This is a genomic window from Actinomadura opuntiae (genome assembly GCF_030283205.1).
Lineage (GTDB): Bacteria > Actinomycetota > Actinomycetes > Streptosporangiales > Streptosporangiaceae > Spirillospora.
In genome coordinates this window covers 71,764-97,075 of record NZ_JASNWF010000002.1, presented here as the reverse complement: position 1 = coordinate 97,075, position 25,312 = coordinate 71,764, and the positions used below count along the sequence as shown (strand labels likewise).

The 25,312-nt window shown below is 73.3% G+C and carries 24 protein-coding genes and 1 pseudogene; 14 read left to right on the top strand and 11 right to left on the bottom strand.

The features are described from left to right. Nucleotides 1–7: 7 nt before the first annotated feature. On the bottom strand, nt 8–1,216 hold the full coding sequence (locus QP089_RS03835) for an acetyl-CoA C-acetyltransferase (RefSeq protein WP_285909839.1): 1,209 nt from the start codon (nt 1,214–1,216) through the stop codon (nt 8–10). Nucleotides 1,217–1,365: 149 nt separating this feature from the next. On the opposite strand from QP089_RS03835, the gene QP089_RS03830 reads away from it, so the two are divergent. Further along, the gene (locus QP089_RS03830) at nt 1,366–2,913 is read left to right on the top strand and encodes a 3-hydroxyacyl-CoA dehydrogenase (protein WP_285909838.1); all 1,548 of its coding nucleotides are present in this window, start codon (nt 1,366–1,368) and stop codon (nt 2,911–2,913) included. Nucleotides 2,914–2,984: 71 nt separating this feature from the next. Here QP089_RS03830 and QP089_RS03825 read toward each other — a convergent pair whose 3' ends face one another. From QP089_RS03825 to QP089_RS03815, 3 genes are all read right to left on the bottom strand, one after another. After that, the gene (locus QP089_RS03825; RefSeq protein WP_285909837.1) at nt 2,985–4,067 is read right to left on the bottom strand and encodes a CU044_5270 family protein; all 1,083 of its coding nucleotides are present in this window, start codon (nt 4,065–4,067) and stop codon (nt 2,985–2,987) included. 2 nt (nt 4,068–4,069) lie between these two features. Then, entirely contained in the window at nt 4,070–4,642 is a 573-nt protein-coding gene (locus QP089_RS03820) for an RNA polymerase sigma factor (protein WP_285909836.1), read from the bottom strand. 85 nt (nt 4,643–4,727) lie between these two features. Next, nucleotides 4,728–6,230, bottom strand: a complete 1,503-nt coding sequence (locus QP089_RS03815; protein ID WP_285909835.1) for an MFS transporter — start codon at nt 6,228–6,230, stop codon at nt 4,728–4,730. Between the two features lie 113 nt (nt 6,231–6,343). On the opposite strand from QP089_RS03815, the gene QP089_RS03810 reads away from it, so the two are divergent. Next, nucleotides 6,344–7,087 carry a TetR/AcrR family transcriptional regulator gene (locus QP089_RS03810; protein ID WP_285909834.1) on the top strand — a complete coding sequence of 248 codons (744 nt, stop codon included), beginning with the start codon at nt 6,344–6,346 and terminating at the stop codon, nt 7,085–7,087. Between the two features lie 68 nt (nt 7,088–7,155). Here the strand turns inward: QP089_RS03810 and QP089_RS03805 are convergent, their stop codons facing one another. From QP089_RS03805 to QP089_RS03790, 4 genes are all read right to left on the bottom strand, one after another. After that, nucleotides 7,156–8,361: a CU044_5270 family protein gene (locus tag QP089_RS03805; RefSeq protein ID WP_285909833.1), complete on the bottom strand. Its 1,206-nt coding sequence runs from the start codon at nt 8,359–8,361 to the stop codon at nt 7,156–7,158. Continuing rightward, the gene (locus tag QP089_RS03800; protein WP_285909832.1) at nt 8,358–8,927 is read right to left on the bottom strand and encodes an RNA polymerase sigma factor; all 570 of its coding nucleotides are present in this window, start codon (nt 8,925–8,927) and stop codon (nt 8,358–8,360) included. The genes QP089_RS03805 and QP089_RS03800 overlap by 4 nt, the downstream gene beginning before the upstream one ends. An 86-nt stretch (nt 8,928–9,013) precedes the next feature. Further along, on the bottom strand, nt 9,014–10,210 hold the full coding sequence (locus QP089_RS03795) for a hypothetical protein (protein ID WP_285909831.1): 1,197 nt from the start codon (nt 10,208–10,210) through the stop codon (nt 9,014–9,016). After that, complete coding sequence (locus tag QP089_RS03790) at nt 10,203–10,814, bottom strand: RNA polymerase sigma factor (protein WP_285909830.1); 612 nt, start codon at nt 10,812–10,814, stop codon at nt 10,203–10,205. Before QP089_RS03790 ends, QP089_RS03795 begins: the two co-directional genes overlap by 8 nt. Before the next feature lie 272 nt (nt 10,815–11,086). Between QP089_RS03790 and dnaK the strand changes: the two genes are divergently transcribed. From dnaK to QP089_RS03750, 9 genes and pseudogenes are all read left to right on the top strand, one after another. Continuing rightward, nucleotides 11,087–12,946, top strand: a complete 1,860-nt coding sequence (gene dnaK, locus QP089_RS03785; protein ID WP_285909829.1) for a molecular chaperone DnaK — start codon at nt 11,087–11,089, stop codon at nt 12,944–12,946. Beyond that, complete coding sequence (grpE, locus tag QP089_RS03780) at nt 12,943–13,566, top strand: nucleotide exchange factor GrpE (protein WP_285909828.1); 624 nt, start codon at nt 12,943–12,945, stop codon at nt 13,564–13,566. The genes dnaK and grpE overlap by 4 nt, the downstream gene beginning before the upstream one ends. A gap of 65 nt (nt 13,567–13,631) precedes the next feature. Further along, entirely contained in the window at nt 13,632–14,804 is a 1,173-nt protein-coding gene (gene dnaJ, locus QP089_RS03775; protein ID WP_285909827.1) for a molecular chaperone DnaJ, read from the top strand. A 4-nt stretch (nt 14,805–14,808) separates the two neighbouring features. Next, nucleotides 14,809–15,255, top strand: a complete 447-nt coding sequence (locus QP089_RS03770) for a heat shock protein transcriptional repressor HspR (RefSeq protein WP_285909826.1) — start codon at nt 14,809–14,811, stop codon at nt 15,253–15,255. Between the two features lie 40 nt (nt 15,256–15,295). Then, nucleotides 15,296–17,893 (top strand): ATP-dependent chaperone ClpB, encoded by a 2,598-nt coding sequence (clpB, locus tag QP089_RS03765; protein WP_285909825.1) that lies wholly within the window; start codon nt 15,296–15,298, stop codon nt 17,891–17,893. A 209-nt stretch (nt 17,894–18,102) separates the two neighbouring features. Further along, the gene (locus tag QP089_RS03760) at nt 18,103–18,873 is read left to right on the top strand and encodes a lytic polysaccharide monooxygenase (protein WP_285909824.1); all 771 of its coding nucleotides are present in this window, start codon (nt 18,103–18,105) and stop codon (nt 18,871–18,873) included. Then, nucleotides 18,858–19,457 (top strand): DUF305 domain-containing protein, encoded by a 600-nt coding sequence (locus QP089_RS03755; protein WP_285909823.1) that lies wholly within the window; start codon nt 18,858–18,860, stop codon nt 19,455–19,457. Before QP089_RS03760 ends, QP089_RS03755 begins: the two co-directional genes overlap by 16 nt. A 57-nt stretch (nt 19,458–19,514) precedes the next feature. After that, a pseudogene (locus QP089_RS48705) lies at nt 19,515–19,976 on the top strand (GNAT family N-acetyltransferase); the annotation flags it as partial. Between the two features lie 118 nt (nt 19,977–20,094). Continuing rightward, on the top strand, nt 20,095–20,466 hold the full coding sequence (locus tag QP089_RS03750; RefSeq protein ID WP_285909822.1) for an amidohydrolase family protein: 372 nt from the start codon (nt 20,095–20,097) through the stop codon (nt 20,464–20,466). Here QP089_RS03750 and QP089_RS03745 read toward each other — a convergent pair. Together QP089_RS03745 and QP089_RS03740 are read right to left on the bottom strand one after the other, a co-directional pair. After that, a complete protein-coding gene (locus tag QP089_RS03745) occupies nt 20,456–20,839 on the bottom strand; it encodes a DoxX family protein (protein ID WP_285909821.1) in 384 nt (127 codons plus the stop codon). The genes QP089_RS03750 and QP089_RS03745 overlap by 11 nt on opposite strands. Before the next feature lie 126 nt (nt 20,840–20,965). Continuing rightward, entirely contained in the window at nt 20,966–21,475 is a 510-nt protein-coding gene (locus QP089_RS03740; RefSeq protein ID WP_285909820.1) for a winged helix-turn-helix transcriptional regulator, read from the bottom strand. A gap of 83 nt (nt 21,476–21,558) precedes the next feature. On the opposite strand from QP089_RS03740, the gene QP089_RS03735 reads away from it, so the two are divergent. Continuing rightward, a complete protein-coding gene (locus QP089_RS03735; RefSeq protein ID WP_285909819.1) occupies nt 21,559–21,993 on the top strand; it encodes a tautomerase family protein in 435 nt (144 codons plus the stop codon). Nucleotides 21,994–22,145: 152 nt separating this feature from the next. On the opposite strand, the gene QP089_RS03730 is transcribed toward QP089_RS03735, so the two are convergent. Continuing rightward, the gene (locus QP089_RS03730) at nt 22,146–23,069 is read right to left on the bottom strand and encodes a LysR family transcriptional regulator (RefSeq protein ID WP_285909818.1); all 924 of its coding nucleotides are present in this window, start codon (nt 23,067–23,069) and stop codon (nt 22,146–22,148) included. 130 nt (nt 23,070–23,199) lie between these two features. On the opposite strand from QP089_RS03730, the gene QP089_RS03725 reads away from it, so the two are divergent. Beyond that, entirely contained in the window at nt 23,200–23,679 is a 480-nt protein-coding gene (locus QP089_RS03725) for a hypothetical protein (protein ID WP_285909817.1), read from the top strand. Continuing rightward, the gene (locus QP089_RS03720) at nt 23,672–25,285 is read left to right on the top strand and encodes a multicopper oxidase family protein (RefSeq protein ID WP_285909816.1); all 1,614 of its coding nucleotides are present in this window, start codon (nt 23,672–23,674) and stop codon (nt 25,283–25,285) included. The genes QP089_RS03725 and QP089_RS03720 overlap by 8 nt, the downstream gene beginning before the upstream one ends. Nucleotides 25,286–25,312 lie beyond the last annotated feature (27 nt).

The window sequence follows — 25,312 nt, the reverse complement described above, 5'->3', positions numbered from 1 at the left end:
CGGCGTGTCAGACCCGTTCGAAGACGGCGGTGAGGCCCTGGCCGCCGCCGATGCACATCGTCTCGAGGCCGTAGCGGGCTTCGCGGCGGTCCATCTCGCGGGCGAGGGTGGCGAGGATGCGGGTGCCGGTCGCGCCGACGGGGTGGCCGAGGGAGATGCCGGAGCCGTTGACGTTGATGCGGTCCCAGTCGGCGTCCTTGACGCCCCATTCGCGGGTGACGGCGAGGACCTGCGCGGCGAACGCCTCGTTCAGCTCGATGAGGTCGATGTCGGCGAGGGTGAGGCCGGCGGCGGCGAGGGCCTTGGCGGTCGACGGGACGGGCCCGATGCCCATCGTGCGGGGCGGGACGCCGGCGCGGGCCCAGGAGACCAACCGGACGAGCGGGCGCAGGCCGAGTTCGGCGGCGCGCTCCGGGGTGGTGACGATGCACGCGGCGGCGGCGTCGTTCTGGCCGCTGGAGTTGCCGGCGGTGACGGTCGCCTGGTCGTCGCTCTTGCCGAGGACGGGACGCAGCTTCCCGAGGGTCTCCATGGACGTGTCGGGCCGCGGGTGCTCGTCGGTGTCCACGACCGTGTCGCCCTTGCGGGACGTGACCGTGACCGGGACGATCTCCTCCGCGAACCGGCCGGAGCGCTGCGCCTCGACGGCGCGCTGGTGCGAGCGCACGGACAGCTCGTCCTGCTCCTCGCGGCCGATGCCGTACTCGCGGCGCAGGTTCTCGGCGGTCTCCAGCATCCCGCCGGGCACCGGGTAGTTGACGCCGCCCGCGGTGACACGGCCGCGCGCGAGGGTGTCGTGCAGTTCCAGGGACGGGCCGCGCAGCCCCCAGCGGGCGGAGGTCGTGTAGAACGGCGCGTTGCTCATCGACTCGACCCCACCCGCGATGATCAGGTCGCTGACGCCGGTCTGGATCTGCATGGCGGCGTTGAGGACGGCCTGGAGCCCCGACCCGCAGCGCCGGTCGACCTGGAGGCCGCCGACCTCGATGGGCAGCCCGGCGTCGAGGGCGGCGACGCGTCCGATGGCGGGGGCGTCGGCGCTGGGATAGCACTGGCCGAGGAAGACCTCGTCGACGGCGTCGCCGGGCAACCCGGCGCGCTCGACCACGGCGCGGATGACGGTGGAGGCGAGGTCGACGGGCTGGACGGTCGTGAACACCCCGCCGAAACGGCCGATGGGGGTCCGCAGCGGCTCGCAGATCACCGCGTCGCGCATGGTGGTCGCTCCTCATTCCAGGCAAGGCGGGCACTTCGCAGGTTATGCCGTCGGCGTCCGCGCCCCGCGTCCGGGCTCGCGTCCGGGCTCGCGTTCGGGCTTGCGTTCGGAAGGGGGTTGAATGCTGGGCAGGCGAGCGAGGAGGCGCGATGCGTGAGTGGGCGGAGCGGGCGGCGACGATCCGGGTCATCGGGACGGGCGCGATGGGGCGCGGGATCGCCCAGCTCGCGGCGGCCGGCGGGCTGACGGTGGAGCTGGCGGACATCCGGTTCGAGGCCGTTCAGGGCGCGGTCGAGCACGTGGAGGCGATGTTCGGCAAGCTGGTCGCGAAGGGCCGGATGACCGCGGAGGACGCGGCGGCGGCGAAGGGCCGGCTGAAGCCGGTCGGCGAGCCGCTGACCCCGCTGCAGGGCTGCGACCTGGTCATCGAGGCCGTCCGCGAGGACCTGGACACCAAGCGGGAGCTGTTCGCGACGCTGGAGAAGGCCGCCTCCGAGCACACCGTCTTCGCGACGAACACCAGCTCGCTGCCGGTGACGGCGATCGGCGCCGCGATGCGCGACCCGTCGCGGCTCGCGGGGCTGCACTTCTTCAACCCCGTCCCGCTGATGCGGCTCGTCGAGGTGATTCCCGGCGCGCGGACGGCCGAGTGGCTCCCGGACGCGCTGGCCGACCTGGTGCGGCGCCTCGGGCACGAGCCCGTGATCGCGCCCGACGCGCCGGGGTTCCTCGTCAACCACGCCGGACGCGGGCTGGTGACGGAGGCGCTGCAGATCCTGTCCGAGGGCATCGCGGAACCGGTCGACATCGACCGCATCGCCCGCGACGTCCTCGGCCTGAAGATGGGCCCGTGCGAGCTGCTCGACCTCACCGGCATGGACGTGTCGCACCCGGTCATGGAGTCGATCTGGACGGGCTTCTACACCGAGCCGCGGTACCGGCCGTCCCGCATCGGCCGCGCCCGCATGGAGGCCGGGCTGCTCGGTCGCAAGACCGGCGAGGGCTTCTACAAGTACGCGGACGGCGTGAAGCAGGAACCGCCGGAGACGGCGGTGCCGGACGTTCCGCTGCGTCCGGTGTGGATCCACGACGTGGAACCGAACGTCCGCGAGGGCCTCGGCGCGCTGCTGGCGGACGGCGGCGTCGAGGTCGAGACGGGCGACGGGCCGTCCGGTGACGCCGTCGTGCTGGTCGCGCCGTTCGGGGAGAGCGCGTGGAGCATCGCCGGACGCGCCGGGCTGCCCGCCGACCGCACCCTGGGCATCGACCCGTTCGGCGGTTTCTTCACCCGCCTCACCCTCACCGTGCATCCGGGCGTCGACCGGCAGGCCGGACGCGCCGCGCTCGCCGCGCTGGCCGCGACGGGACGCGCCGTGTCGGTCGTGCGGGACGCCCCGGCGACCGTCGCGCAGCGGCTCATGGCGTCGGTGGTGAACGTGGGCTGCGGCATCGCCGAGCTGCGGCTCGGCCGCCCCGAGGACATCGACACCGCCGTCCGGCTCGGGCTCGGCTACCCGCGCGGGCCGCTGGAGATGGGCGACCAGGCCGGCGCGGCGCAGGTCCTGCGCGTCCTGGACGGCCTGCACCGCGCGACCGGCGACCCCCGCTACCGGCCGAGCGGCTGGCTCGCCGAGCGGGCGGCGCTCGGCCTCCCCCTCACCGAGACCGGCACCGCCCCCTCCGACCTCCTCCGTTGACTTGCGGCGAGTCGTCGTTATGGCGCACCGCATAACGACGACTCGCCGCAAGTCAACGCGTCCGGTGCCGGTCAGGGGAGGGCTGGGGCCTTCGGGCCGGAGTCGGTCCACTCCGCCGCGAGGTACCGCGTCCGCTGGAACTTGGACTTCACCTTGGCGGCGGCGCCGGTCTGCTCCACCGACTCAGACAGGACCAGCGAGGTCTTCGGGTCGATCACCAGCCGGTAAAGCGGCCCGCGGGTCGACTGGAGGACCAGCCCGGCGCCCTTGCGGCCTCCCTCGTCGGTCGCCGGACCCGCCGACGTGACGCCCGGCAGGGAGGCGAGGGCGCGGTAGGCGGCGCCGCGCACCTTCGGCCGGGTGGGCACCTCGGCCAGCAGCCCGGCGAGGCACTGCTGCAGGAAGCCGTTCCGCGCGCTCCCGGACACCGGGCCGTCGTCGTTGTCCCGCATCGCGTTCCGCAGGGCGTTCTTCAGTGCGTCGGGCTGCGCCGGGAGCGCCTGCGCCTGCTCGAACGACATCTCCTTGTCGCAGACCGAGACGGTGTGCGGGCCCTTCATCTTCACCACGTCGCCAGGAAGGGGGGAGGTCGACAGCACGAGGCGGCCGCCGCCCGGAGTGTCAGCGGTCCCGAGATCCCACCGGGTGGGCGAGCCGTCCCGCCGCCAGGCGAAATCGTCGGCGACCGAGTGGGGGCGGGCGCCCACCTCCCGGTGGCCGGACCAGGCGACGCCCGCGGCGTTCGTCCACGTCTCGTGCACCACCAGCTTGTCCATCCAGTACCGGTTGCCCTTCGGCCCGACCTGGGTGGGGAGGGCCTGGAGCGCCCGGACGTGCCAGTACTTGCCGGTGGCCGGTGCCGCCTCGGCGGTCTCGGCGGCGGCGAGCAGCACCGTGCGCGCGGACACGGGCCGCGCGTCGACGGGGTCGGGGGCGCGGGGCGTGGTTCCTGAGGACAGTGTCACCGCGCCCGCGACGGCGGCGGCCGTGGCGGCGAGGCCGACGCCGCCCCACAGGGCGGGACGGTGCCGGGCGCGACGCGCCGGGCGCTGCGGCGCGCGCATTCCGTTGAGGAGCCGGTGGCGGACGGCGGCCTCGCTCTCCGGCGTCGGCGGCTCGTCCAGCAGGGTGGCGATCATCTGGAGTTCGTCCACGGTCACATTCCTTCCGAGCCGGCGGGCAGGGCCGCGCGGAGCTTGCGGCGGGCGCGGTTGAGGCGGGAGCCGACGGTGCCGTACGGGACGCCCAGCACGGCGGCGATCTCCTCGTGGGAGAGCTGGGCGAGGGCCTTGAGCAGGACGACGTCGCGGTCCTTGCGGGACAGCTCCGCCAGCGCGCGGGCCAGGGAGGGTTGCAGGCTTTCGGCGGACACCGACGTCGCGACACGGTCGTCGTGGCCGCAGGGATCGCGGTCGGGACCGACCTGGGCGAGCGCCCGGTAGCGGCGGGTCTCGGTGCGGCGGTGCTGGGCGATGAGGTTGGTCGCGATGCCGAACAGCCAGGGCCGGACGGCGCCGCGGGACGGGTCGAAGGAGGCGCGGCGGCGGAACGCGGCGAGGAACGTCTCGGCGACGACGTCGTCGGCCGCCTGCGGGCCGAGGCGCCCGGCGACGTAGCGGTGGACGTCGGCGTAGTGCCGGTCGTAGACGGCGGTGAAGCGGTCGCCGTCGCGGACGGACGCGGCGAGCAGCTCCGCGTCCGTCCGGTCGATCTCGGGCGGGGCGGTCACTCGGCCGCCCCTTCCGTGGGGTCCGGCATCAGGCACCTCCGGGGGATGGTCGTCACTTCTACTCCGCCCGGTCCCTGATTCGCTTTCACACGGGTTCGGTGACCTGCTCCGCCTCGGCGGGCGCGGCGGCCGGACGGGGGACGCCGCGCAGCACGAGCGCCGCGAACAGGGCGGCGGCGAGGGTGGCGCCGCACCCGGCGAGCGACCCGGCCGACACCGCGTGGACGAAGGCGTCGCGCGCCTGGTGCGCGAGGACGGGGTCGCCGAGCGCGAGGGCCTCACCGAGCGAGTGCTTCGCGGCGGCGGGCGCGCCGTCCGGCAGGCCGTGGGCGTAGACGGCGGAGATGACGCTGCCGAGGACGGCGACGCCGAGCGCGTTGCCGAGCTCCTGGCCCGCGTCGTTCACCGCTGACCCCACCCCGGCCTCCTCGATGGGGACGGCGGACATGAGCAGGTTGTAGGCGGGCGGGGAGCCGAGACCCATGCCGAATCCGACCACGACGAGCCCGGTGATGACGGGCCCGAAGCCGGGGCCGGCGAGGGCGAGGGCGCCGAACCCGGCGGCGATCACGATCAGGCCGGTGACGAGGGCGGGACGTCCGCCGAGCCGTGCCTCCAGGGCGGCGCCGAGGCCGTTGCCCGCTGCGGCGGCGACGGCGCAGGGCAGCAGCGCCAGCCCGGCCTTGAGCGGGCCGTAGCCGAGGACGAGCTGGAGCATCTGGGTGAGGGCGAACAGCGTCCCGGCGATGACGAAGCCGAGGACCGCGATGATGGCGGCGGAGCCGGAGAAGGCGCGCTGCCGCAGCAGGGCGAGGTCGAGCATCGGCTCGGGGTTGCGGCGCTGCCAGCCGGCGAACGCGGCGAGCGCGGCGGCGCCGGCGGCGAGGCCGGACAGGGTGCGGGCGCCGGTCCAGCCGTGCTCGGGCGCGGAGATGATCGCCCACACGAGCGAGGCCATGCCGATGGTCGACAGGACGGAGCCGAGGACGTCGGGGCGGCGGCGCGGCCCGCGCGACTCCGGCACCAGGACCAGCAGCCCGACCACGGCGACGACGGCGACGGGCACGTTCACCAGGAACACCGACCCCCACCAGAAGTGCTCCAGCAGCAGCCCGCCCAGCGCGGGCCCGCCCGCGACGCCGATCATGGACGTGCCGCCCCAGATCGCGAACGCCCTGGCGCGCTCGTCCGGGCCGAACACCTGCGCCATGATCGACAGGGTGCCGGGCATCAGGAGCGCGCCGCCGAGGCCCATGACCGCCCGCATCGCGATCAGCTCGCCGGGGGTCGCGGCGAACGCGCCGAGCAGCGAGCCGCCGCCGAACAGCGCGAACCCGGCCAGCATGGCGCGGCGCCGGCCGAAGCGGTCGCCGAGGCCGCCGGCGGTGAGCAGCAGGCCGGCGAAGACCAGCGAGTAGGCGTCGATCGTCCACTGGACGTCGGACATGGTGGCGTGCAGGTCCTCCAGCAGCGACGGGATCGCCACGTTGAGGATCGTGTTGTCCACGGTGACGGCCAGCAGGCTCAGGCACAGGACGCCGAGGATCCGCCAGCGCCGGGGGTGCGGCGCGGGGACGGCTGCGTTCATCGGGGATCTCTCCTCGCACAGTGTTCGAGTTGACTCGCACACCGTACGACGCAACTCGCACACTGTTCAAGTCCCGGTACCCTGTACGAGACGGACCGAGCCGGGGAGGGCCGATGGCGGGCACGGAGAGGGCGGGCGCGCGCAAGCCGCCGGAGTCGGTGTGGACGCGGCCGGCGCGCGCCAGGCGCGAGCAGCCGACCCTCACCCGCGGGCAGATCGTCGACGCCGCGCTGGAACTGCTCGACGCCGAGGGCCTGGACGGGCTCAGCATGCGGCGGCTCGGCACCCGGCTGAACTCCGGCGCCACGTCCGTCTACTGGCACGTCGCCAACAAGGACGAGCTGCTGGAACTGGCGCTGGACCGGGTGATGGGCGAGGTCCGCGTCCCGCCCGGCGACGGCGGCGACGGCGACGACGGCTGGCGGGACGCCGTCGCCGGCTACGCCCGCAGCCTCCGGACGATGATCCACCGGCATCCGTGGACGGTGCCGCTGTTCGGCGTCCAGCCGATGATCGGCCCGAACGCCACCCGTGTCCTGGACGAGGTGATCGCCGCGTTCGACGGCGCCGGCCTCGCCGGCATGGACCTGGAGAACGCGATGTCGCTGGTCGCCGACTACGTCATCGGCGCGGCCGGCAGCGAGGCGAGCTGGCAGAACGCCCACGACGCCGCGACCGGCGAGGACTGGCTGGAGACCCTCGCTCCCTACCTCGCCGAGATCGCCGACCGCCACCCCCGGCTCACCGCCCACGTCAGGGAGGTCTGGGCCCGGGAGACCGCCGACGTGCTGGAACAGCGCTTCGACTACGGCCTGTCCTGCGTCCTGGCCGGCATCGAGGCCCACCGCCCTCGTTGACTTGCGGCGTGTCGTCGTTATGGACGCCGCCATAACAACGACTCGCCGCAAGTCAACGAAAAGGGGGGTCAGAAGGGGAGTTTCGCGGGGGGCTTCGGCTTGGTGTCGGTCCAGTTCGTCGAGCGGGTGGCCGAGTAATTGATGATGAAGCCGGGCTTCATCCCCGCGTACTCACCGCCCGGCCGGGTCAGCGTGTCCTGCACGGACAGCAGCGCGCCGGTGCGCTCGTCGAAGACGATCACGTCGCGCGAGCGGTACGCGCCCCGGTCGCCCTTCGGCCCGTCCGTGGTCGCCGTGGTGCGCTCGGCGGAGGCCAGCGCGACGCCGCGGCGGCCCAGCGGGTCGGTGACGTGCCCGATGGCCTGGACGCCCGGCTGCGCGGCCAGCGCCCGCATCAGCCCGGCCCGCACCTTCGGCGGCATCGGGGAGCCGCCGAGGAGCGAGGCCACCCGCCAGATCTTGGCGTCGGCGGCCTGCTCCGCGCTCGGCTTCCGCCCGCTCGCCGGGGACATCCCGAGGCTCTTCCCCATCTCCGCGTCGCTCAGGAAGAGGCGGGCGAGCGCGGACGGATCGGTCGGCAGCTTCCGCAGCTCCTCCGCCGACTTGCCGAGGAAGTCGCCGCCGCCGCGCGCATCGATGCCGGCCTCCGGGCCGTCCGATCGCCACTTCGTCACCTTGGTGGTGTAGGTGGTGGAGCCGCCGTCGGTGCGGACGCGGAAGCTCGACGGCGAGCCCGCCTTGCGCCACAGCGCCGCGTCGCGCGGGGTCGGCGGGCGGGCCGGCAGGTCGCGCAGGTAGTACCCCTCGCCCATGCCGGACTTCGCACCGTGCCAGCTGAAGGACTCGCTCTGCGCCCCGACGATCGCGTACGCGCCGGTTTTCGCCTGCACGATGTAGGACTGGCCGTCGAGCTGGTCGGTGTACCAGTACCTGCCGATCGGCGCCAGCTCCGCCTTGGTGGCGGCGGCGAGCACCGCCTGCTTGTTGAGGTCGATCGTCCCGGACGGCCGGGAGCCGCCGGGCGAATCGGGGGAACCCGAGGACCCGATCGTCGCGATCCCCACGGCCGCCGCCGCCCCGGCCGCGACCACGCCGGTCAGCGCCCAGATGACGGGACGCCGCCCCCGCGTCCGCTCCCCGGCGGGTGCCGCGTCCGCCCGGAACGCCCGTCCGAGGTCGCGCTCGCGGCGCGCGCGGGCGGCGGCCGGGTCCGCCGGCGGGTCGAGCTGCGCGGGCCGCGCGGCGGCCAGCGCCTCCATCACGTCGTGCTTCATCGGACGGCCTTCCTTTCCGGGGTGACCAGGGACGGGCGGCGGGCGGGCACGCCGGGGTCCGGCGTCCGCGCCTCCGCGGCGAGCGCCCGCTCCAGCCGCCGCCGCGCGCGGTGCAGCCGCACGTAGAACGACGCCTTCGAGCACCGGGCGACCTTCGCCGCCTCGCCCGGCGACAGCCCGTGCCAGGCGACCAGCGTCAGCAGCTCGCGGTCGCCGTCGGGCAGCGAGGCGAGCGCGCGCAGCATCCCGGCGCGCTCGGCCACCGCCTCCCCGACGTCGCCGCCGGGCGGCTCGCCGGCCGCCCAGGTGCGCAACTCGCGGGCCAGCGCGTCCTGCCGGTCCCGCGCCCGGTACGACTCGCGCAGCAGGTTGCGGGCGATGCCGAGCAGCCAGGGCAGCGGCTCGTCCGGCAGGTCGCGGACGCGCCGCCACGCGACGCAGAACGTCTCACTGGTGATCTCTTCGGCGGCCTGCACGCCGACCCGGCTCACGGCGTAGGCGTGGACGCGCGGATGGTGCGCGTCGTAGAGCGCCGTGAACCGGGCTGTGTCATCGGGGTCCGACAAGGTCCGAGCCCTTCGTCCGGGGGTGCTTCACCCGGGTAGTGATCCGGGCCCGCCGTTTCTTACCGGAGCATCCCCGGTCAGCGGGCTCAGCGGGCCGGGAAGGGCAGCGCGGCCGGCGGCTTCGGCTCGCTCTGCGTCCAGCCGGAACTGCGGAAGGTCTCATAGCTGATGATGAAACCGGGCGTGCGCGTCCGGTACACGCCGCCGGGCTTGACGAGCTCGTCCTGCATGGACAGCAGCGCACCGGTGCGCTCGTCGAAGACGAACACGCTGCGCCACGTGTAGGTCCCCCGGTCGGCCTTCTCGGTCCCGTACTCACCGTCGTCGGTGGACGACATGGGGTCGGCGGCGAGCGCGACGCCCGTGCGGCCCAGCGGGTCGGTGTCGCGGGCGACCGCGTGAACGCCCGGCAGGGCGGCCAGCGCCCGCATCAGGCCCGCCCGGACCTTCGGCGGCGTCGGCGCGGACAGGAATCCTCCCGCGATCCGCATCTTCGCGGCGGGCGTCATCGTCCGCTCCACCGCGCGGGGCGCGCCGGCGACCTTCTTCCCGAACCGCTTCCTCAGCGCCTCGTCGGACAGGACCAGCGTGGTGAGCGCGGCCGGGTCGGTGGGCAGTTCCTGCAGCTCCCGGGCCGATTTCCCCCAGAAGAACGTGCCTCCGCCCTCGGGGTCCAGGCCCACTCCCGGACCGCTCGACCGCCACTTCGACGCCGTGGTGGTGTAGGTGGCATGGTGGTCGCCGGACCAGGTGCGGAAGCTCGACGGCGCCCCGTCCGCGCGCCACACCGCCGCGTCCCGCTCGGTCAGCGGACGTGCCGGAAGGTCGCGGTCGTAGTACATCTCGCCCATGCCGGGCTTCACGCCGTCCCAGCCGAACATCTCGTCGGCCGCGCCGACGATCGCGTACGGCCGGCCGGACTTCGAGCGCACGATGTAGGACTGGCCGGAGACCCGGTCGGTGTACCAGTACCTGCCGGTCGGCGCCTGCTCCGCCTTGGTCGCCGCGGCGAGCACCGCCCGCCGGCCCAGGTCGATGTCCCCCGGTGCCTTCGGCGAGCCCGGCCCGTCCGCCGCCCCCTGGCCGGTGGCCGCGATGGCGACGGCCGCCGCGGCACCGGCCGCGACCGCGCCGAGGCCGATCCCGAGCGGCCGCCCGAACCGGGTGCGGAAGCGGCGCGGCGCGCTCTCCCCCTCCCAGCGGGCGCGGGCCCGCTCGATCTCCGTCATGGTCGGCGGCGCGGGCTCGCCGTAGGCGTCCCGCAGGGTCCGCAGCTCATCCATGGTCGTCCTCCCCGTCCAGCATCGGATTCGTCCCACCGAGCGCCTCGCGCACCTTCTTCCTGGCCCGGCTGAGCCGGGAGCCGACCGTCCCGTACGGGACGCCCAGCGCCGCCGCGACCTCGTCGTGGCTCAGCTCGGCGAGCGCGACCAGCAGCAGCACGTCGCGCTCGCCCTTCGACAGCCCCGCGACCGCCCCGGCGAGCCGTCCGCGCAGGCCCTGCGCGCTGACCCGGGAGTCGATCACGTCGGCGTGGCCCTCGACGGCCCGGACGAGGCCGGGGCCCATCCGCTCCCGGGCCCGCAGCGCCCGGACCTCGCCGCGCCGGTGCTTGCCGATCAGGTTCGTCGCGATGCCGTACAGCCACGTCCGGACGTTCGCCCGCGCGGGGTCGTAGCGGTGCCGGCCGCGGAACGCCTCCAGGAAGGTCTGGGACGCGATGTCGGGCGCGGCGTCCGGGCCGAGGCGGTTCGCGGCGTACCGGTGGATCTCGGCGAAGTGGGCGTCGAAGACCTCGCCGAAGCGTTGCGGGTCGTGCAGGGACGGCCGCGGCGCCGGGCCGGCGCCGGCCCGGTCCGGCGTCGCGGCGAGGGGGTCCGCTGTCATGTGGTGCCTTTCCGTGGCGCGGATGGCGGTCACACACGTATCACCCGCAACCCGGTCCCGCTTTCCCGGTTTCCCGCGGCCGCCGGGAACCGGAATAGGGCGCTCAGACGTCCTGTTATAGAGGACGTCAGCAAAGTTGAGTCCGGTCGACTCAAGTCATTTGACAACGAGGCGCCGGCCGGGCACCCTGGCGGACAGACACGACATCGACCGGCCGCACCCCGGGGGCGACCGGGGCGCGATAACACCGGAAACGACGGAGGACGAGAGACATGGCACGTGCGGTCGGCATCGACCTCGGGACGACCAACTCGGTCGTCGCGATCCTGGAGGGCGGCGAGCCCACCGTCATCGCCAACGCGGAGGGGTCGCGGACCACGCCGTCCGTCGTCGCCTTCGCCAAGAACGGCGAGGTCCTGGTCGGCGAGGTCGCCAAGCGCCAGGCGGTGACCAACGTGGACCGGACCATCCGGTCGGTCAAGCGCGAGATGGGCACCGACTGGAAGACCAAGATCGACGACAAGGACTTCACCCCGCAGCAGATCAGCGCGTTCGTGCTGCAGAAGCTGAAGCGGGACGCCGAGGCCTACCTCGGCGAGACCGTCACCGACGCGGTCATCACCGTGCCCGCCTACTTCTCCGACCACCAGCGCCAGGCCACCAAGGAGGCCGGCCAGATCGCGGGCCTGAACGTCCTGCGCATCATCAACGAGCCGACCTCGGCCGCGCTGGCGTACCACCTGGAGAAGGAGAACGAGGCCACCATCCTGGTGTTCGACCTCGGCGGCGGCACGTTCGACGTGTCCCTGCTGGAGGTCGGCGACGGGGTCGTCGAGGTGAAGGCCACCTCCGGTGACAACCACCTCGGCGGCGACGACTGGGACAACAAGGTCGTCGACTGGCTGGTGGAGCGGTTCAAGAACGCCAACGGCGTCGACCTGTCCAAGGACAAGATGGCGCTGCAGCGGCTCCGCGAGGCCGCGGAGAAGGCGAAGATCGAGCTGTCCGGCTCGTCCGAGACGCAGATCAACCTGCCCTACATCACCGCCTCGGCGGAGGGCCCGCTGCACCTGGACGAGAAGCTCACCCGGGCCGAGTTCCAGCGGATGACCTCCGACCTGCTCGACCGGACCAAGGCGCCGTTCACCTCGGTGCTCAAGGACGCCGGCATCACGGTGGGCGACATCGACCAGGTCGTCCTGGTCGGCGGCTCCACCCGGATGCCCGCGGTGTCCGAGCTGGTCAAGGAGCTGACCGGGGGCAAGGAGCCGAACAAGGGCGTCAACCCCGACGAGGTCGTCGCGATCGGCGCCAGCCTGCAGGCCGGCGTGCTGAAGGGCGAGGTCAAGGACGTCCTGCTGCTGGACGTGACCCCGCTGAGCCTCGGCATCGAGACCAAGGGCGGCATCTTCACCAAGATCATCGAGCGGAACACCACGATCCCGACCAAGCGGTCGGAGACGTTCACCACCGCCGACGACAACCAGCCGTCCGTGGAGATCCAGGTCTACCAGGGCGAGCGCGAGATCGCGATGCACAACAAGAAGCTCGGCACCTTCCAGCTGACCGGGCTGCCGCCGGCGCCGCGGGGCGTCCCGCAGATCGAGGTCACCTTCGACATCGACGCCAACGGCATCGTCAACGTCAGCGCGAAGGACCAGGGCACCGGCCGCGAGCAGTCGATGGTCATCACCGGCGGCAGCGCGCTGCCCAAGGACGACATCGAGAAGATGGTCCGCGACGCCGAGCAGTACGCCGAGGAGGACCGCCGGCGCAAGGAGGAGGCCGAGGTCCGCAACCAGGCCGACACCCTCGCGTACTCGACCGAGAAGTTCCTGCGGGAGAACGACGAGAAGGTCCCCGCGGAGCTCAAGACCGAGGTCAACGACGCGATCGCCGAGGTGAAGAAGGCCCTGGAGGGCACCGACGTCGACGCGATCAAGGGCAGCGCCGAGAAGCTCGCGCAGGTCTCCCAGAAGATGGGCGCGGCGATGTACGCGCAGAACCCCGAGGGCGCGCAGCCGGGCGCCGAGGACGCCGGCCCGACGGCCGACGCCCAGGGCGAGCAGGACGACGAGGTCGTCGACGCCGAGATCGTGGACGACGACAAGCCGAAGGGTGAGGCTTCGTGACTTCTCCCCAGGAGGGCGAGGAGAAGGAGGGCCCGGTGATCCGCGACAGGCGGCGCATCGATCCCGAGACGGGCGAGCCCCGGGAGCCGGCGGCCGAGCCGGCCCCCGAGGCCCCCGCGGGGGACGCCGGGGGAACCGACGAGGAGGTCTCCTCGCTGAAGACGCAGCTGGACGAGCGGCTGGCCGACCTCCAGCGGCTCAAGGCCGAGTACGACAACTACCGCAAGCGGGTCGAGCGGGACCGGGTCGCGGTCCGCGAGCAGGCCCTCGGGCAGGTGCTGTCCGAGCTGCTCCCGGTGCTGGACGACATCGGCCGCGCCCGGGACCACGACGAGCTCACCGGCGGCTTCAAGTCCGTCGCCGAGAGCCTGGAGGCGGTCACCGGCAAGCTCGGCCTGGAGAAGTTCGGGGAGAAGAGCGAGCCGTTCGACCCGACCGTCCACGAGGCGCTCATGCACTCCTACTCGGCCGACGTGGCCGAGACGAGCGTGGTGGACGTCCTGCAACCCGGCTACCGGATCGGGGAGCGGGTCCTGCGGCCCGCCCGGGTCGCGGTGGCCGAGCCCGACCCGAACGCGGGCGCCTCCGACGGCGAGAGCGGCGACGACGGCGACGAGTGATCCCGCCCGCGGGCCGGGCGGGACGAAGACGAGACGCAAGTGGCGATAGCAGAGAGCGGGGCGCCGTGAGCACCAAGGACTACCTGGAGAAGGACTACTACAAAGTCCTCGGTGTCTCGAAGTCGGCCTCGCAGGAGGAGATCAAGAAGTCCTACCGGAAGCTGGCGCGCAAGTACCACCCGGACGCCAACAAGGGGGACGTCGACGCCGAGGAGCGCTTCAAGGAGGTCTCCGAGGCCTACGACGTCCTGTCGGACGACAAGCGCCGCAAGGAGTACGACGCGGTGCGGTCCATGCCGGGCGGTTTCCGCGGCCAGCAGGGCGGCGGGGGCTTCCCCTTCGACCTCGGGGACATCTTCGGGCAGACCGGGGGCGCGCAGACGGGCGGCGCCGGCGAGCGCATCGGCGACCTGTTCGGCGGCCTGTTCAACCGGGGCGGCGGCACCCGCACGACGGGGACCGGCGCGCGGCGGGCGCGGCGCGGCGCCGACGTCGAGACCGACGTGACGCTGTCGTTCGGCCGCGCGATGAACGGCGTGACCGTCCCGATCAAGCTGACCAGCGAGGCGGCGTGCCCGTCGTGCCGGGGCACCGGCGCGAAGGCCGGCACGGTGCCGCGGGTGTGCCCGAACTGCGAGGGCACCGGGCACGAGACCCGCAACCTCGGCAACTTCGGGTTCCAGGAGCCGTGCCGGGAGTGCCACGGCCGCGGGCTGGTCGTGGACGACCCGTGCCCGACCTGCCACGGCAGCGGCCGCAAGCAGTCCGACCGCACCATCCAGGCCCGCATCCCGGCGGGCGTCGCGGACGGGCAGCGGATCCGGCTGAAGGGCAAGGGCGCGCCGGGCGAGAACGGCGGCCCGCAGGGCGACCTGTACGTGAACATCAAGGTGCTGCCGCACAAGGTGTTCGGCCGCACCGGCGACAACCTGACGATGACGGTGCCGGTGACGTTCCCGGAGGCGGCGCTCGGCGCGGAGATCCGGGTGCCGACGTTCCAGGGCCAGCCGGTGACGCTGCGGCTGCCGGAGGGTACCCCGAACGGCCGCACGTTCCGGGTGCGGGGCCGGGGCGCGCCGCGCCGCGACGGCACGAAGGGCGACCTGCTCGTCACCGTGGACGTCCAGGTGCCGAGCAAGCTCGACGACCAGACCCGCGAGGCGCTGGAGCGGCTCCGCGACGCGGGCTCCGGCGAGGACCTGCGCGGCGAGCTGCTCCAGCAGGCGAGAACGGAGTGAGCCAGTGGAACCGTTCGGCGACGACACTCCGGTCTATGTGATCTCGGTGGCGGCGCAGCTGTCGGGCCTGCACCCGCAGACGCTGCGCACCTACGACCGGATGGGGCTGGTGTGCCCCGGCCGCACCGCCGGGCGGGGCCGCCGGTACTCGATGCGCGACATCGTGATGCTGCGCGAGATCCAGCGGCTCTCCCAGGAGGAGGGCGTCAACCTCTCCGGCATCAAGCACATCCTGGAGCTGCAGCGCGACAACGTGCGGCTCCGCGAGGAGCTCGCCAAGGCGCACGCCGCCCTGGAGGAGCTCGCCAACGAACTCGAATCGACCCGGTCGGTCGCGGCGCGCCTGGCGCAGCAGCGGCGGCGCGGGGACCCGGGCGGCACTCCCGGCTCCGACCTGGTGCCGATCAGGCACACCAGCGTCGTGGTGTGGCACGAGCGCAACCGGGACTGAACTACCCGGGGGGCGTCCCCCGAGAAGGAGTACGGGGACCATGGACTACAAGCTGACGCAGAAGAGCCAGGAGGCGGTGTCGGTCGCGGTCCGCAGGGCGGCGGCCGAGGGGCACCCCGAGGTGGAGCCGCAGCACCTGCTGGTGGCGCTGATCGGCCTGCCGGAGGGCACCGCGGTGCCGCTGCTGGAGGCGGTCGGCGCGGACTGGCAGGCGATCCGGCGGCGGGCCGAGGAGCAGCTGGCGGCGATGCCGAAGGCGCAGGGCTCGACGGTCGCGACGCCGCGGCTGTCGGGGCAGCTGAGCCGGGCGATCAACACGGCGGGCGCGCGGGCGCAGCAGCTCGAGGACGAGTACGTCTCGACCGAGCACCTGCTGGTGGGCCTCGCCGCGGACGGCGGCCCGGCGGCGGGCCTGCTGAAGGAGTTCGGGGCGACGCCGCAGGCGCTGCTGGACGCGTTCGAGAAGGTGCGCGGGCACGCCCGCGTGACCAGCGAGAACCCCGAGGGCACCTACCAGTCGCTCGAGAAGTACGGCGTCGACCTGACGGCGGCGGCGCGCGACGGCCGCCTCGACCCGGTGATCGGGCGGGACGCGGAGATCCGGCGGGTCGTGCAGGTGCTGTCGCGGCGGACGAAGAACAACCCGGTGCTGATCGGCGAGCCGGGCGTCGGCAAGACGGCCGTCGTCGAGGGGCTCGCGCAGCGGATCGTGGCGGGCGACGTGCCGGAGTCGCTGCGCGGCAAGCGGCTGGTGTCGCTGGACCTCGGCGCGATGGTCGCGGGCGCGAAGTTCCGCGGCGAGTTCGAGGAGCGGCTGAAGGCCGTCCTGAACGAGATCAAGGAGTCGGAGGGGCGGGTCGTCACGTTCATCGACGAGCTGCACACCGTCGTCGGGGCGGGCGCGGCCGAGGGGGCGATGGACGCCGGCAACATGCTGAAGCCGATGCTGGCGCGCGGCGAGCTGCGGATGATCGGCGCGACGACGCTGGACGAGTACCGCGAGCGGATCGAGAAGGACCCGGCGCTGGAGCGCCGCTTCCAGCAGGTGTTCGTGGGCGAGCCGTCCGTGGAGGACTCGATCGCGATCCTGCGCGGGCTGAAGGGCCGCTACGAGGCGCACCACAAGGTGCAGATCAACGACTCGGCGCTGGTCGCGGCGGCGACGCTGTCGGACCGCTACATCACCTCCCGGTTCCTGCCGGACAAGGCCATCGACCTGGTGGACGAGGCCGCGTCCCGGCTGCGCATGGAGATCGACTCGCGGCCCGTCGAGATCGACGAGCTGCAGCGCGCGGTGGACCGGCTGAAGATGGAGCAGATGAACCTGGAGAAGGAGACCGACGAGGCGTCCCGGCAGCGCCTCGAGCGGCTCCGCGCCGACCTGGCCGACAAGCAGGAGCAGCTGAGCGGCCTGAACGCCCGCTGGGAGCGGGAGAAGGGCGAGCTGAACCGGGTCGGCGAGATCAAGGAGCGGATCGACCAGCTGCGCGGCGAGGCGGAGCGGGCCGAGCGCGACGGCGACCTGGAGACGTCCTCGCGGCTGGTGTACGGGGAGATCCCGGAGCTGGAGAAGCAGCTGGAGGCCGCGTCGGAGGCGGCCGACAGCCGCGACACGATGGTCAAGGAGGAGGTCGGCCCGGACGACGTCGCCGACGTGGTCGCGTCCTGGACGGGCATCCCGGCGGGCCGGCTGCTGGAGGGCGAGACGGGCAAGCTGCTGCGGATGGAGGAGGAGCTGGGGCACCGGCTCATCGGCCAGTCCGCGGCGGTGAAGACGGTGTCGGACGCGGTGCGCCGGGCGCGCGCGGGCATCTCCGACCCGGACCGCCCGACCGGCTCGTTCCTGTTCCTCGGCCCGACCGGCGTCGGCAAGACCGAGCTGGCGAAGGCGCTCGCGGAGTTCCTGTTCGACGACGAGCGGGCGATGACCCGCATCGACATGAGCGAGTACTCCGAGAAGCACTCCGTCGCGCGGCTCGTCGGCGCGCCGCCCGGGTACGTCGGCTACGAGGAGGGCGGGCAGCTCACCGAGGCCGTCCGGCGCCGCCCGTACTCGGCGATCCTGCTGGACGAGGTGGAGAAGGCGCACCCGGAGGTGTTCGACATCCTGCTCCAGGTGCTGGACGACGGGCGCCTCACCGACGGGCAGGGCCGCACGGTCGACTTCCGCAACACCATCCTGATCCTGACCTCCAACATCGGGTCGCAGTTCCTGGTGGACCCGACGATGGAGCCCGGGGTGAAGAAGGAGGCGGTGTGGAACGCGGTCCGCGACTCCTTCAAGCCGGAGTTCCTGAACCGGCTGGACGACGTGATCCTGTTCGACGCGCTGTCCACCGAGGAGCTGACCCGGATCGTGGACCTGCAGGTCGACCGGCTCGCCGACCGCCTGGCCGACCGGCAGCTCACGCTGAGGGTCACCGAGGCGGCACGCGAGTGGCTGGCGCTGACCGGCTACGACCCGCTGTACGGGGCGCGGCCGCTGCGCCGCCTGGTGCAGACCGCGATCGGCGACCAGCTGGCGCGCGAGCTGCTGGCCGGGGACGTCCGCGACGGTGACGAGGTGGTCGTCGACCTGGACGAGGCCGCCGACAAGCTCACGGTCCAGCCGGCGCGGGGGCTGTCCCTGACCAAGTGAGCGGGTTCCTTCCGGACGGGCCGGCGCGTGCGATCGCGCCGGCCCGTCGCGTTCTCCCAGCGTGCGGACCCGAGCCGGCCGTCCCGGTGAACCTTGATGGGTTCTTCGCGGATCGTTAAAGATCCTTTAGGGCGGTTGTCACTAGCGTCCGACGGCATTGCGGCACGCCGGCGTCCGGTGGCCGCGGACGACCGTTGGGAGATCTCTTCATGCGCAGATCCGTCGCCTATCCCCTCGCCGCCGTGGCGGCCGTCGGAGCGCCGCTGCTCGTCGCGGGCCCCGCGTCGGCGCACGGCTACGTCTCCGCCCCTGCGAGCCGGCAGGCGCTTTGCGCGGCGGGCGCGGTGCCCGACTGCGGGCCGATCCGGTTCGAGCCGCAGAGCGTCGAGGGCGCGAAGGGGCAGCGCCGCTGCGACGGCGGCGTCAGCCGGTTCTCGGTGCTGTCGGACGAGAGCCGCAAGTGGCCGGCGCAGTCGGTCGGCACGACCGTCACGTTCCGGTGGGTGTTCACCGCGCGGCACCGCACGTCCGACTGGACGTACTACATCGGGAACACGAAAGTCGCCACGTTCGACGGCGGGAACCAGCAGCCGGGCGCGGTCGTGACCCACAAGGTCGACCTCCGCAAGTTCCCCGGGCGGCGCACCGTCCTCGCGGTGTGGAACATCGGCGACACCGCGAACGCGTTCTACAGCTGCATCGACCTCAACGTCGGCGGCGGGACGGGCGGCGGATCGCAGCCGTCGACGCCCACCACCGAGCCTGCGCCTCCGACCAAGAAGCCGAGCCCGCGCCCGGCCGCGCCCAAGCCCTCGACCGGGAAGCCCGCAGCAGGGGGAACGTGGAAGGCGGGCAAGGCGTACCGCACCGGCGACGTGGTGGCCTTCAACGGTGCCCGGTACCGCTGCCGCCAGAGCCACACGGCGCTTCCGGGCTGGGAGCCGTCGCAGTACACGCTCGCGCTGTGGCTTCCGCTGTGAGCGCCCGCCGCCGCACGGCCGCCGCGCTGGCCGCCGTCCTCGCCGCTCCCCTCGTGCTGACGGCGTGCCGCGGCGAGCAGGCGAAGACGGAACCGGCGAGCGCCGCGTCTGGCACGCCTCGCTACAACGCCGAGGACGTGATGTTCCTGCAGATGATGGTCGCGCACCACAAGCAGGGGCTGGAGATGGTGCGGCTGGCCGCCGGACGCGCCGCACACCCGCAGGTGCGGACGCTGGCCTCCGCCGTCGACACGACGCAGTCCGAAGAGCTGGAGCTGATGACGTCCTGGCTGCACAGGTGGAAGAAGCCGCTCGCGTCCGGCGCGGCGGCGCACACCCACCAGCACCACGGCGCCTCGCCCGGCACCACCGCCAAGGAGATCGACACGCTGCGGCGGGAGAAGGACGCCGAGTTCGAGCCCGCCTTCCTCACCCTGTTCACCGCCCACCAGCACAACGCGGTGGAGATGGCGCAGGTGGAGCGGAAGAACGGCGCCAACCCGGACGCGAGGGCGTTCGCAGGACGCGTCGTGGAGTCCCGCACGGCGGAGATCAAGCAGATGCTCGGCTTCCTCAACACCTGACGGCCTCACCGCGACCGCGCCGGCCCTGCCGCTCGACGGGACCGGCCTTCCACCGGTATGACCCCTCTCATGGTGATTCGAAGAGCGCGGACGGCCGACGCGGACGCGATCGCCGGCGTCCACGTCCGGTCGTGGCAGGCCGCCTACCGGGGGCTGATACCGCAGGACTACCTCGACCGGCTGGACCCCGCCGAGCGGCGGCCTATCTGGGAGCGGCGGCTGGCGGAGTCCTCGTGGCCCGCGCGCGGGGTCCTGGTCGCCGAGGCGGACGGGCGCGTCGCCGGCTTCGTCTCGCTGGGCCCGACCCGCGATCCGGACGAGGACCCGGCGGCCGTCGCCGAGATCGCCGCGATCTACCTCGACCCAGGCGCGTGGGGCGCCGGGACCGGCCGGCGGCTCATGGCCGCCGCCCTCGAAACCCTCGCCGAAGCCGGCTACGAGCAGGTCACGCTCTGGGTGCTGGAGACCAACGCGCGGGCCCGCCGCTTCTACGAGGCCGCCGGCTGGCACCCCGACGGTGCGGTCAAGCAGGACGCCACGCGCGGTTTCCCGCTCGCCCATGTCAGGTACCGGCACCCGATCCGCCGAGGTAGCGTGGGGGAGCCAAGCCAAGCAAGCATATGTTTGGTGGATCCGGATGGCCGCGCTCGTGGTCGTCGCCGAGCACACCGGCTGGCCGGACAAGGAGCCCTTCCCCGAGTGGCGCGCCGGGATGGCCACGCTCGCCGCGCTCCCGAACGTCCACTGCAAGCTCTCCGGCCTCGGCATGGCCCTGCGCACCATGGCCGTCGAGGAGCTGCGCCCCTACGTCGAGAGCTGCCTCGACCTCTTCGGCGTCGACCGCTGCTTCTTCGGCAGCAACTTCCCGGTGGACGGCGTCGCCGGCACCTACGCCGACCTGCTCGCCGCGTACCAGGAGATCTCCGCACCGCTCACCGAGGCCGAGCGGCGCGCGCTGTTCTCCGCCAACGCCCGCCGCCGCTACCGCCTCGCCCCGGTCAGCCGGTGAACGACTCGGGCCCGAACCGTCCCCACGCCACGAACACGGCCATCGCCAGGTAGACGACGTTCGCCACGACCGCCGCGCGCTCGTGCCTGCGCAGGTGCGTGGTCATCGCGCCGACCATCAGCAGCACCCAGCACACGGCGGTCACCGGCACCATGACCGGCGCCACGTCGACCACGGCGGGCACGATGATCCCGACCGCCGCCAGCACCTCCAGGGCGCCGAGCGTCTTGACGAACCCGACACTCGCGTCCCCGGTCCAGCCCCCGGCGGGCGCCTGGGCCAGCTTCGCCTTCGGCACGACCAGCTTCGTGACACCGCCGAAGAACATGACGGCGCCCAGCACACCGGCGACGATCCACAACGCGAGGTTCATGACGTGGCCCCTTCACTCGAACATGTCGACCACAAGACACCGCCGCCCCACCGCGCATAACAGCCGTCGCCGGTGACCTACGCCACCGCGGGCTCCCGCCGCCGGTGTCGTGAGGGGACGGGTCTGTTACGACTCCTCGGATGCGCCGCCATTGCGGCGGGCCAGCACCCTGGTTCCCGGCCCCGAGGCGGCGCCCGGGCCGGCGAGCGACGTCACGTCCGCGGTCGTCACGGGCTCCCCACACTCCGAGCAGCAGACCTGCGGCGTGAACTCGGCACCGCATCCGTCGTGCACGAGGCGCACCGGCGGGCCGCCCACCGGGGTCGTCCACTTGTCGCCCCAGGCCATCAGCGCCATCAGCACCGGCACGAGCTCGCGGCCCGCTTCGGTGAGGTGGTACTCGTGCCGCAGCGGCCGCTGCTGATACGCCCGCCGCTCCACGATGCCGTCGGCGACCAGCGCCTCGAGCCGGCGGGTGAGCAGGTTGCGGGAGATGCCGAGGTTCTCCGCGATGTCGTCGAACCGGTGCAGGCCGAGGTGGAGGTCCCGCACGATCAGGGGCGTCCACCACTCGCCGACGCGTTCCAGTGCCTGCCCGATCGAGCAGTGCATCTCCGCGAAGCTGGTCCGTTGCATGCCCCCAGTGTAGAGGGTTGATTCATTGAACTCACTCGGGATACGGTGCCGGGACCGACAGAGTTCAATGAGAGGACTGACTGATGCCGTTCGTGGAGCTGTTCGTCCCCGCGGGTTCCCTCGACCGGGAGGCCCGCGACGAGATCGGAGGGCGGCTGGTGTCGGAAGTGATGATCGCCGAGGGCGCCCCCGACACCGAGGCCGCGCGGGCCATCTCGTGGCTCGTGGTGAACGAGATCGACGCCTGGTTCGTGGGCGGCCGCCGGCTGCCCGCCGGGGAGAAGCCGAAGTACGTGGTGCGGGTCGGGGTGCCCGCCGGTTCCATGAACGACGACAAGCGCCGCGACATCGTGCGGCGGGTCACGCGGGTCCTCGCGGACGCCGACGCGGAGCCGGAGCGCTTCACCGACCCCGGCACCGCATGGGTGCACATCAACGAGATCCCCGAGGGCAACTGGGGAGCGCGCGGCGAGATCGTGCGCATCGAGGACATCCAAGCCCTCGTGACCAGCGGCTGACCCCTCAGCCCCCGAACAGGCTCAGGGGCCTCCCGGCTCGGGCACCTGGCCGAGGCCACCGCCCGCCCGGACGGGGACCCCCGCGCCCTGCCGCGCACCGGAAGCCCGCCAACGCCGCCCCGAACCGCTGGGGCACGCGGACCGGCGCCTGATCACCGCCGGTCCGCGCCAGAAGACGGGCCGGAGCCGGGTCGTGGTTCGGCGGTGGTCCAGTGCCAGTCGGTGAGGGTGGCGCGCATCAGGCGGGCGGCGGTCGAGAGGTGGCCGCCCGCGCCCCAGTACAGGGTGAGCGCGCGGCGGCAGTCGGGACTGTCGACGGCGATCCAGGCGGCGGACGCGGCGGAGTCCGTGCGCCGGGCGAGGGCGGGGACGAGGCCGATGCCGAGCCCCGCCTTGATCAGCTCGGCGATGGCGCTCACCTCGTCGCCCTCGCAGACGATCCGCGGGGCCAGGTCGCGGGCGGCGAAGAGCCGGTCGAGCAGCCGGCGCTGCCAGTGCCCCCGGTGGGCGGCGATGAAGGGCTCGCCCGCGAGTTCGTCGACGGTCACCGAGGTGCGGCCCGCGAGCGGGTGGTCGAGGGGGGTCGCCAGCCACACCTGCTCGTCCAGCAGCCGGACCGACTCCAGGCCGTCGCCGTGGACCGGCTGCGAGGCGGCGCAGAGGTCGACGTCCTGGGCGAGGAGGGCGCGGGCCATGTCCGCGGCGGGCATCTGATGGAGTTCGACCTCGATGTCGGGATGGGCCTGTTTGTACGCGGCGAGCGGCCCAGTGAAGGTGAGGAACGTCTCCGACGCCAGCCGGACGGTGCGCAGGCCCTCGCCGGCGGCCTCGGCGACGGCCCGCCGGCCCGCTTCGAGCTCGCCGAGGGCGCGTTCGACGTGGCCGCGGAAGAGCTTCCCGGTGTCGTTGAGGCGCAGCCGTCCGGCCCGGTCGAACAGCGGCGCGCCGAGTTCGCCCTCCAGCCGGGCGATGGTGCGGCTCAGCGACGGCTGGGCGACGCGGAGCTCCTCGGCGGCGCCGCTGAGGTGCTCCAGGCGCGCCACCACGAGGAACTGCCTGAGCGAGTTCAGATCCACGGCTGCTCCGCCCTCGTCATGCGTGCACGGTCATAACAGCTTAACAATATTGATCTTCGACAGAAGAACATCGGAGTCATAACGTCGGGGGCGTCCGCGAATCCGGACCGATCGTGAGGAGGGCACCCCCATGGCCACCGCAGCCGACCAGGCCCGCCCGGCCCTGCCGGCCCGGCCCGGCGCCGCGCGCCGGACGAGGCCCGCATGGTGGGCCCTGCGGGCCGTCGTCAGCGCGCACATCGTCGCGATCTTCGGCCAGCCGGTGTTCGCCGGCGTGTTCCTGAGCGGCGACTACGACGGGCTGCGCCTGCACGAGGCCGGCGCCAACGTCACCACGTCCCTCGGCTACGTCCAGCTCATCGCGGCGATCGCCGTCTGGGTCCGGCTGCACCGAGCGGGACCGTTCCTCGCCACATCAGCCCTGGTCGCGGCCGAGACCGTGCAGTACTTCGCCGGAATGAACGGCGCGCTGTGGCTGCACCTCCCGCTGGGCGTCGCGACCATCGCCGCGCTCGTCGTGCAGTTCGTCGACGTCTGGCGCCGCCCCCTCGGACGAAGGCCGTCGCGGACCGGAGCCGAACCGAAGCGCCAGGAGACCGACGATGAGTGAGCACGAGGACGACCGGCCCGACGGGGTCCGCGAGGTGGCCAGGCGCCACTTCCTGAGCATCGGCGGCGCGCTCGGACTGGTGGCGTTCACCGGCCTGACGACCGCCCACGCGCTGGCCCGCCGCCCGCCCCGCACCGGCGCCGAACTGCGCAGCGAGGCGCCGCTGCCGCCCCCGTTCCAGGTGCCGCTGCCGATCCCGCCCGTGCTCCGGCCGGCCGGCACCGCCGGAGGCGTCGACCGGTACGAGATCACCCAGCGCGAGACGACCGCGGAGATCCTGCCCGGGGTCAGGACCCCGCTGTGGACGTACGACGGCACCTTCCCCGGGCCGACTATCGAGTCCCGCCGCGGCCGGCCCGTCACCGTCCGGCACCGCAACGAGCTGCCCGTCCCGACCGTCGTCCACCTGCACGGCGGACGGACCCCGGCCGCCTCCGACGGATACCCGACCGACCTCGTCCTCCCCGGCGGATGGCCCGCCGTCCGGAGCGGTCACCATCACATGGGCGGCATGCGCGACCCGCGGGCGGTCGAGACCCGGCTCACGCGCGACTACACGTTCCCGCTGGACCAGCGGCCGACGCTGCTCTGGTACCACGACCACCGCATGGACTTCACCGCCCCCGCGATCTGGCGCGGCCTCGCCGGGCTCCACATCGTCCGCGACGACGCCGAGGACGCGCTCGGCCTCCCCTCGGGACCGCGCGAACTCCCCCTCATGATCGCGGACCGCGCGTTCGGCGCCGACGGGACGCTCACCTACCCCGCCCTCGACCCCGCCCTGCGCGAACGGCCGGGCGTCCAGGAGCCCTACCTCGCGGGCGTCCTCGGCGACGTCATCCTCGTCAACGGCGCCCCTTGGCCCGTCCACGAGGTCGATGCCGTCCAGTACCGGCTGCGCGTCCTGAACGCCTCGAACGCCCGCCACTACGAACTGGAAGCGGTCACCGACGACGGGCGGCGGCTCGACCTCGTCCAGGTCGGCGCCGACCAGGGACTCCTGGCCGCGCCGGTCGTCCACACGTCACTGCCGATCGCCCCCGCCGAACGCTACGACCTGGTCGTCGACTTCTCCCGCGTCCCGGTGGGCGGCCGCGTTCGGATCGTCAACCGGCTGGGCTCCGGACGCACCCGCGACGTGATGGCGTTCCGCGTCGCGCGCAAGGCGAAGGACGGCGGCCGCATCCCGCGCGTCCTGTCCACCGACCTGCCGTCCTGGCGCCGGTCCGACGCCGTCCGGGTCCGGGACCTGTCCTTCCGCGCCGGGCGCATGGACGGCGGCCACGGCTGGCTGATCGACGGGAAGCCGTTCGACCCGGCCCGCACCGACGTCACCACCCGGCTCGGCGACGTCGAGGTCTGGCGGCTGGTCGCCGACGTCCACCACCCCGTCCACCTGCACCTGGTCGGGTTCCGGGTGCTCTCGCGCGGCGGCCGTCCACCGCTGCCCCACGACGCCGGCCTCAAGGACACGGTCTCCCTGCGTCCCGGCGAAGCCGCGGAGATCATCACCCGCTTCGACGGCTACCGCGGCCGGTACCTCTTCCACTGCCACAACGCCGAACACGAGGACATGGGAATGATGGCCAACCTCCAGATCGTCTGACCGGCCAGAGTCGGGTCCCGGCCGATC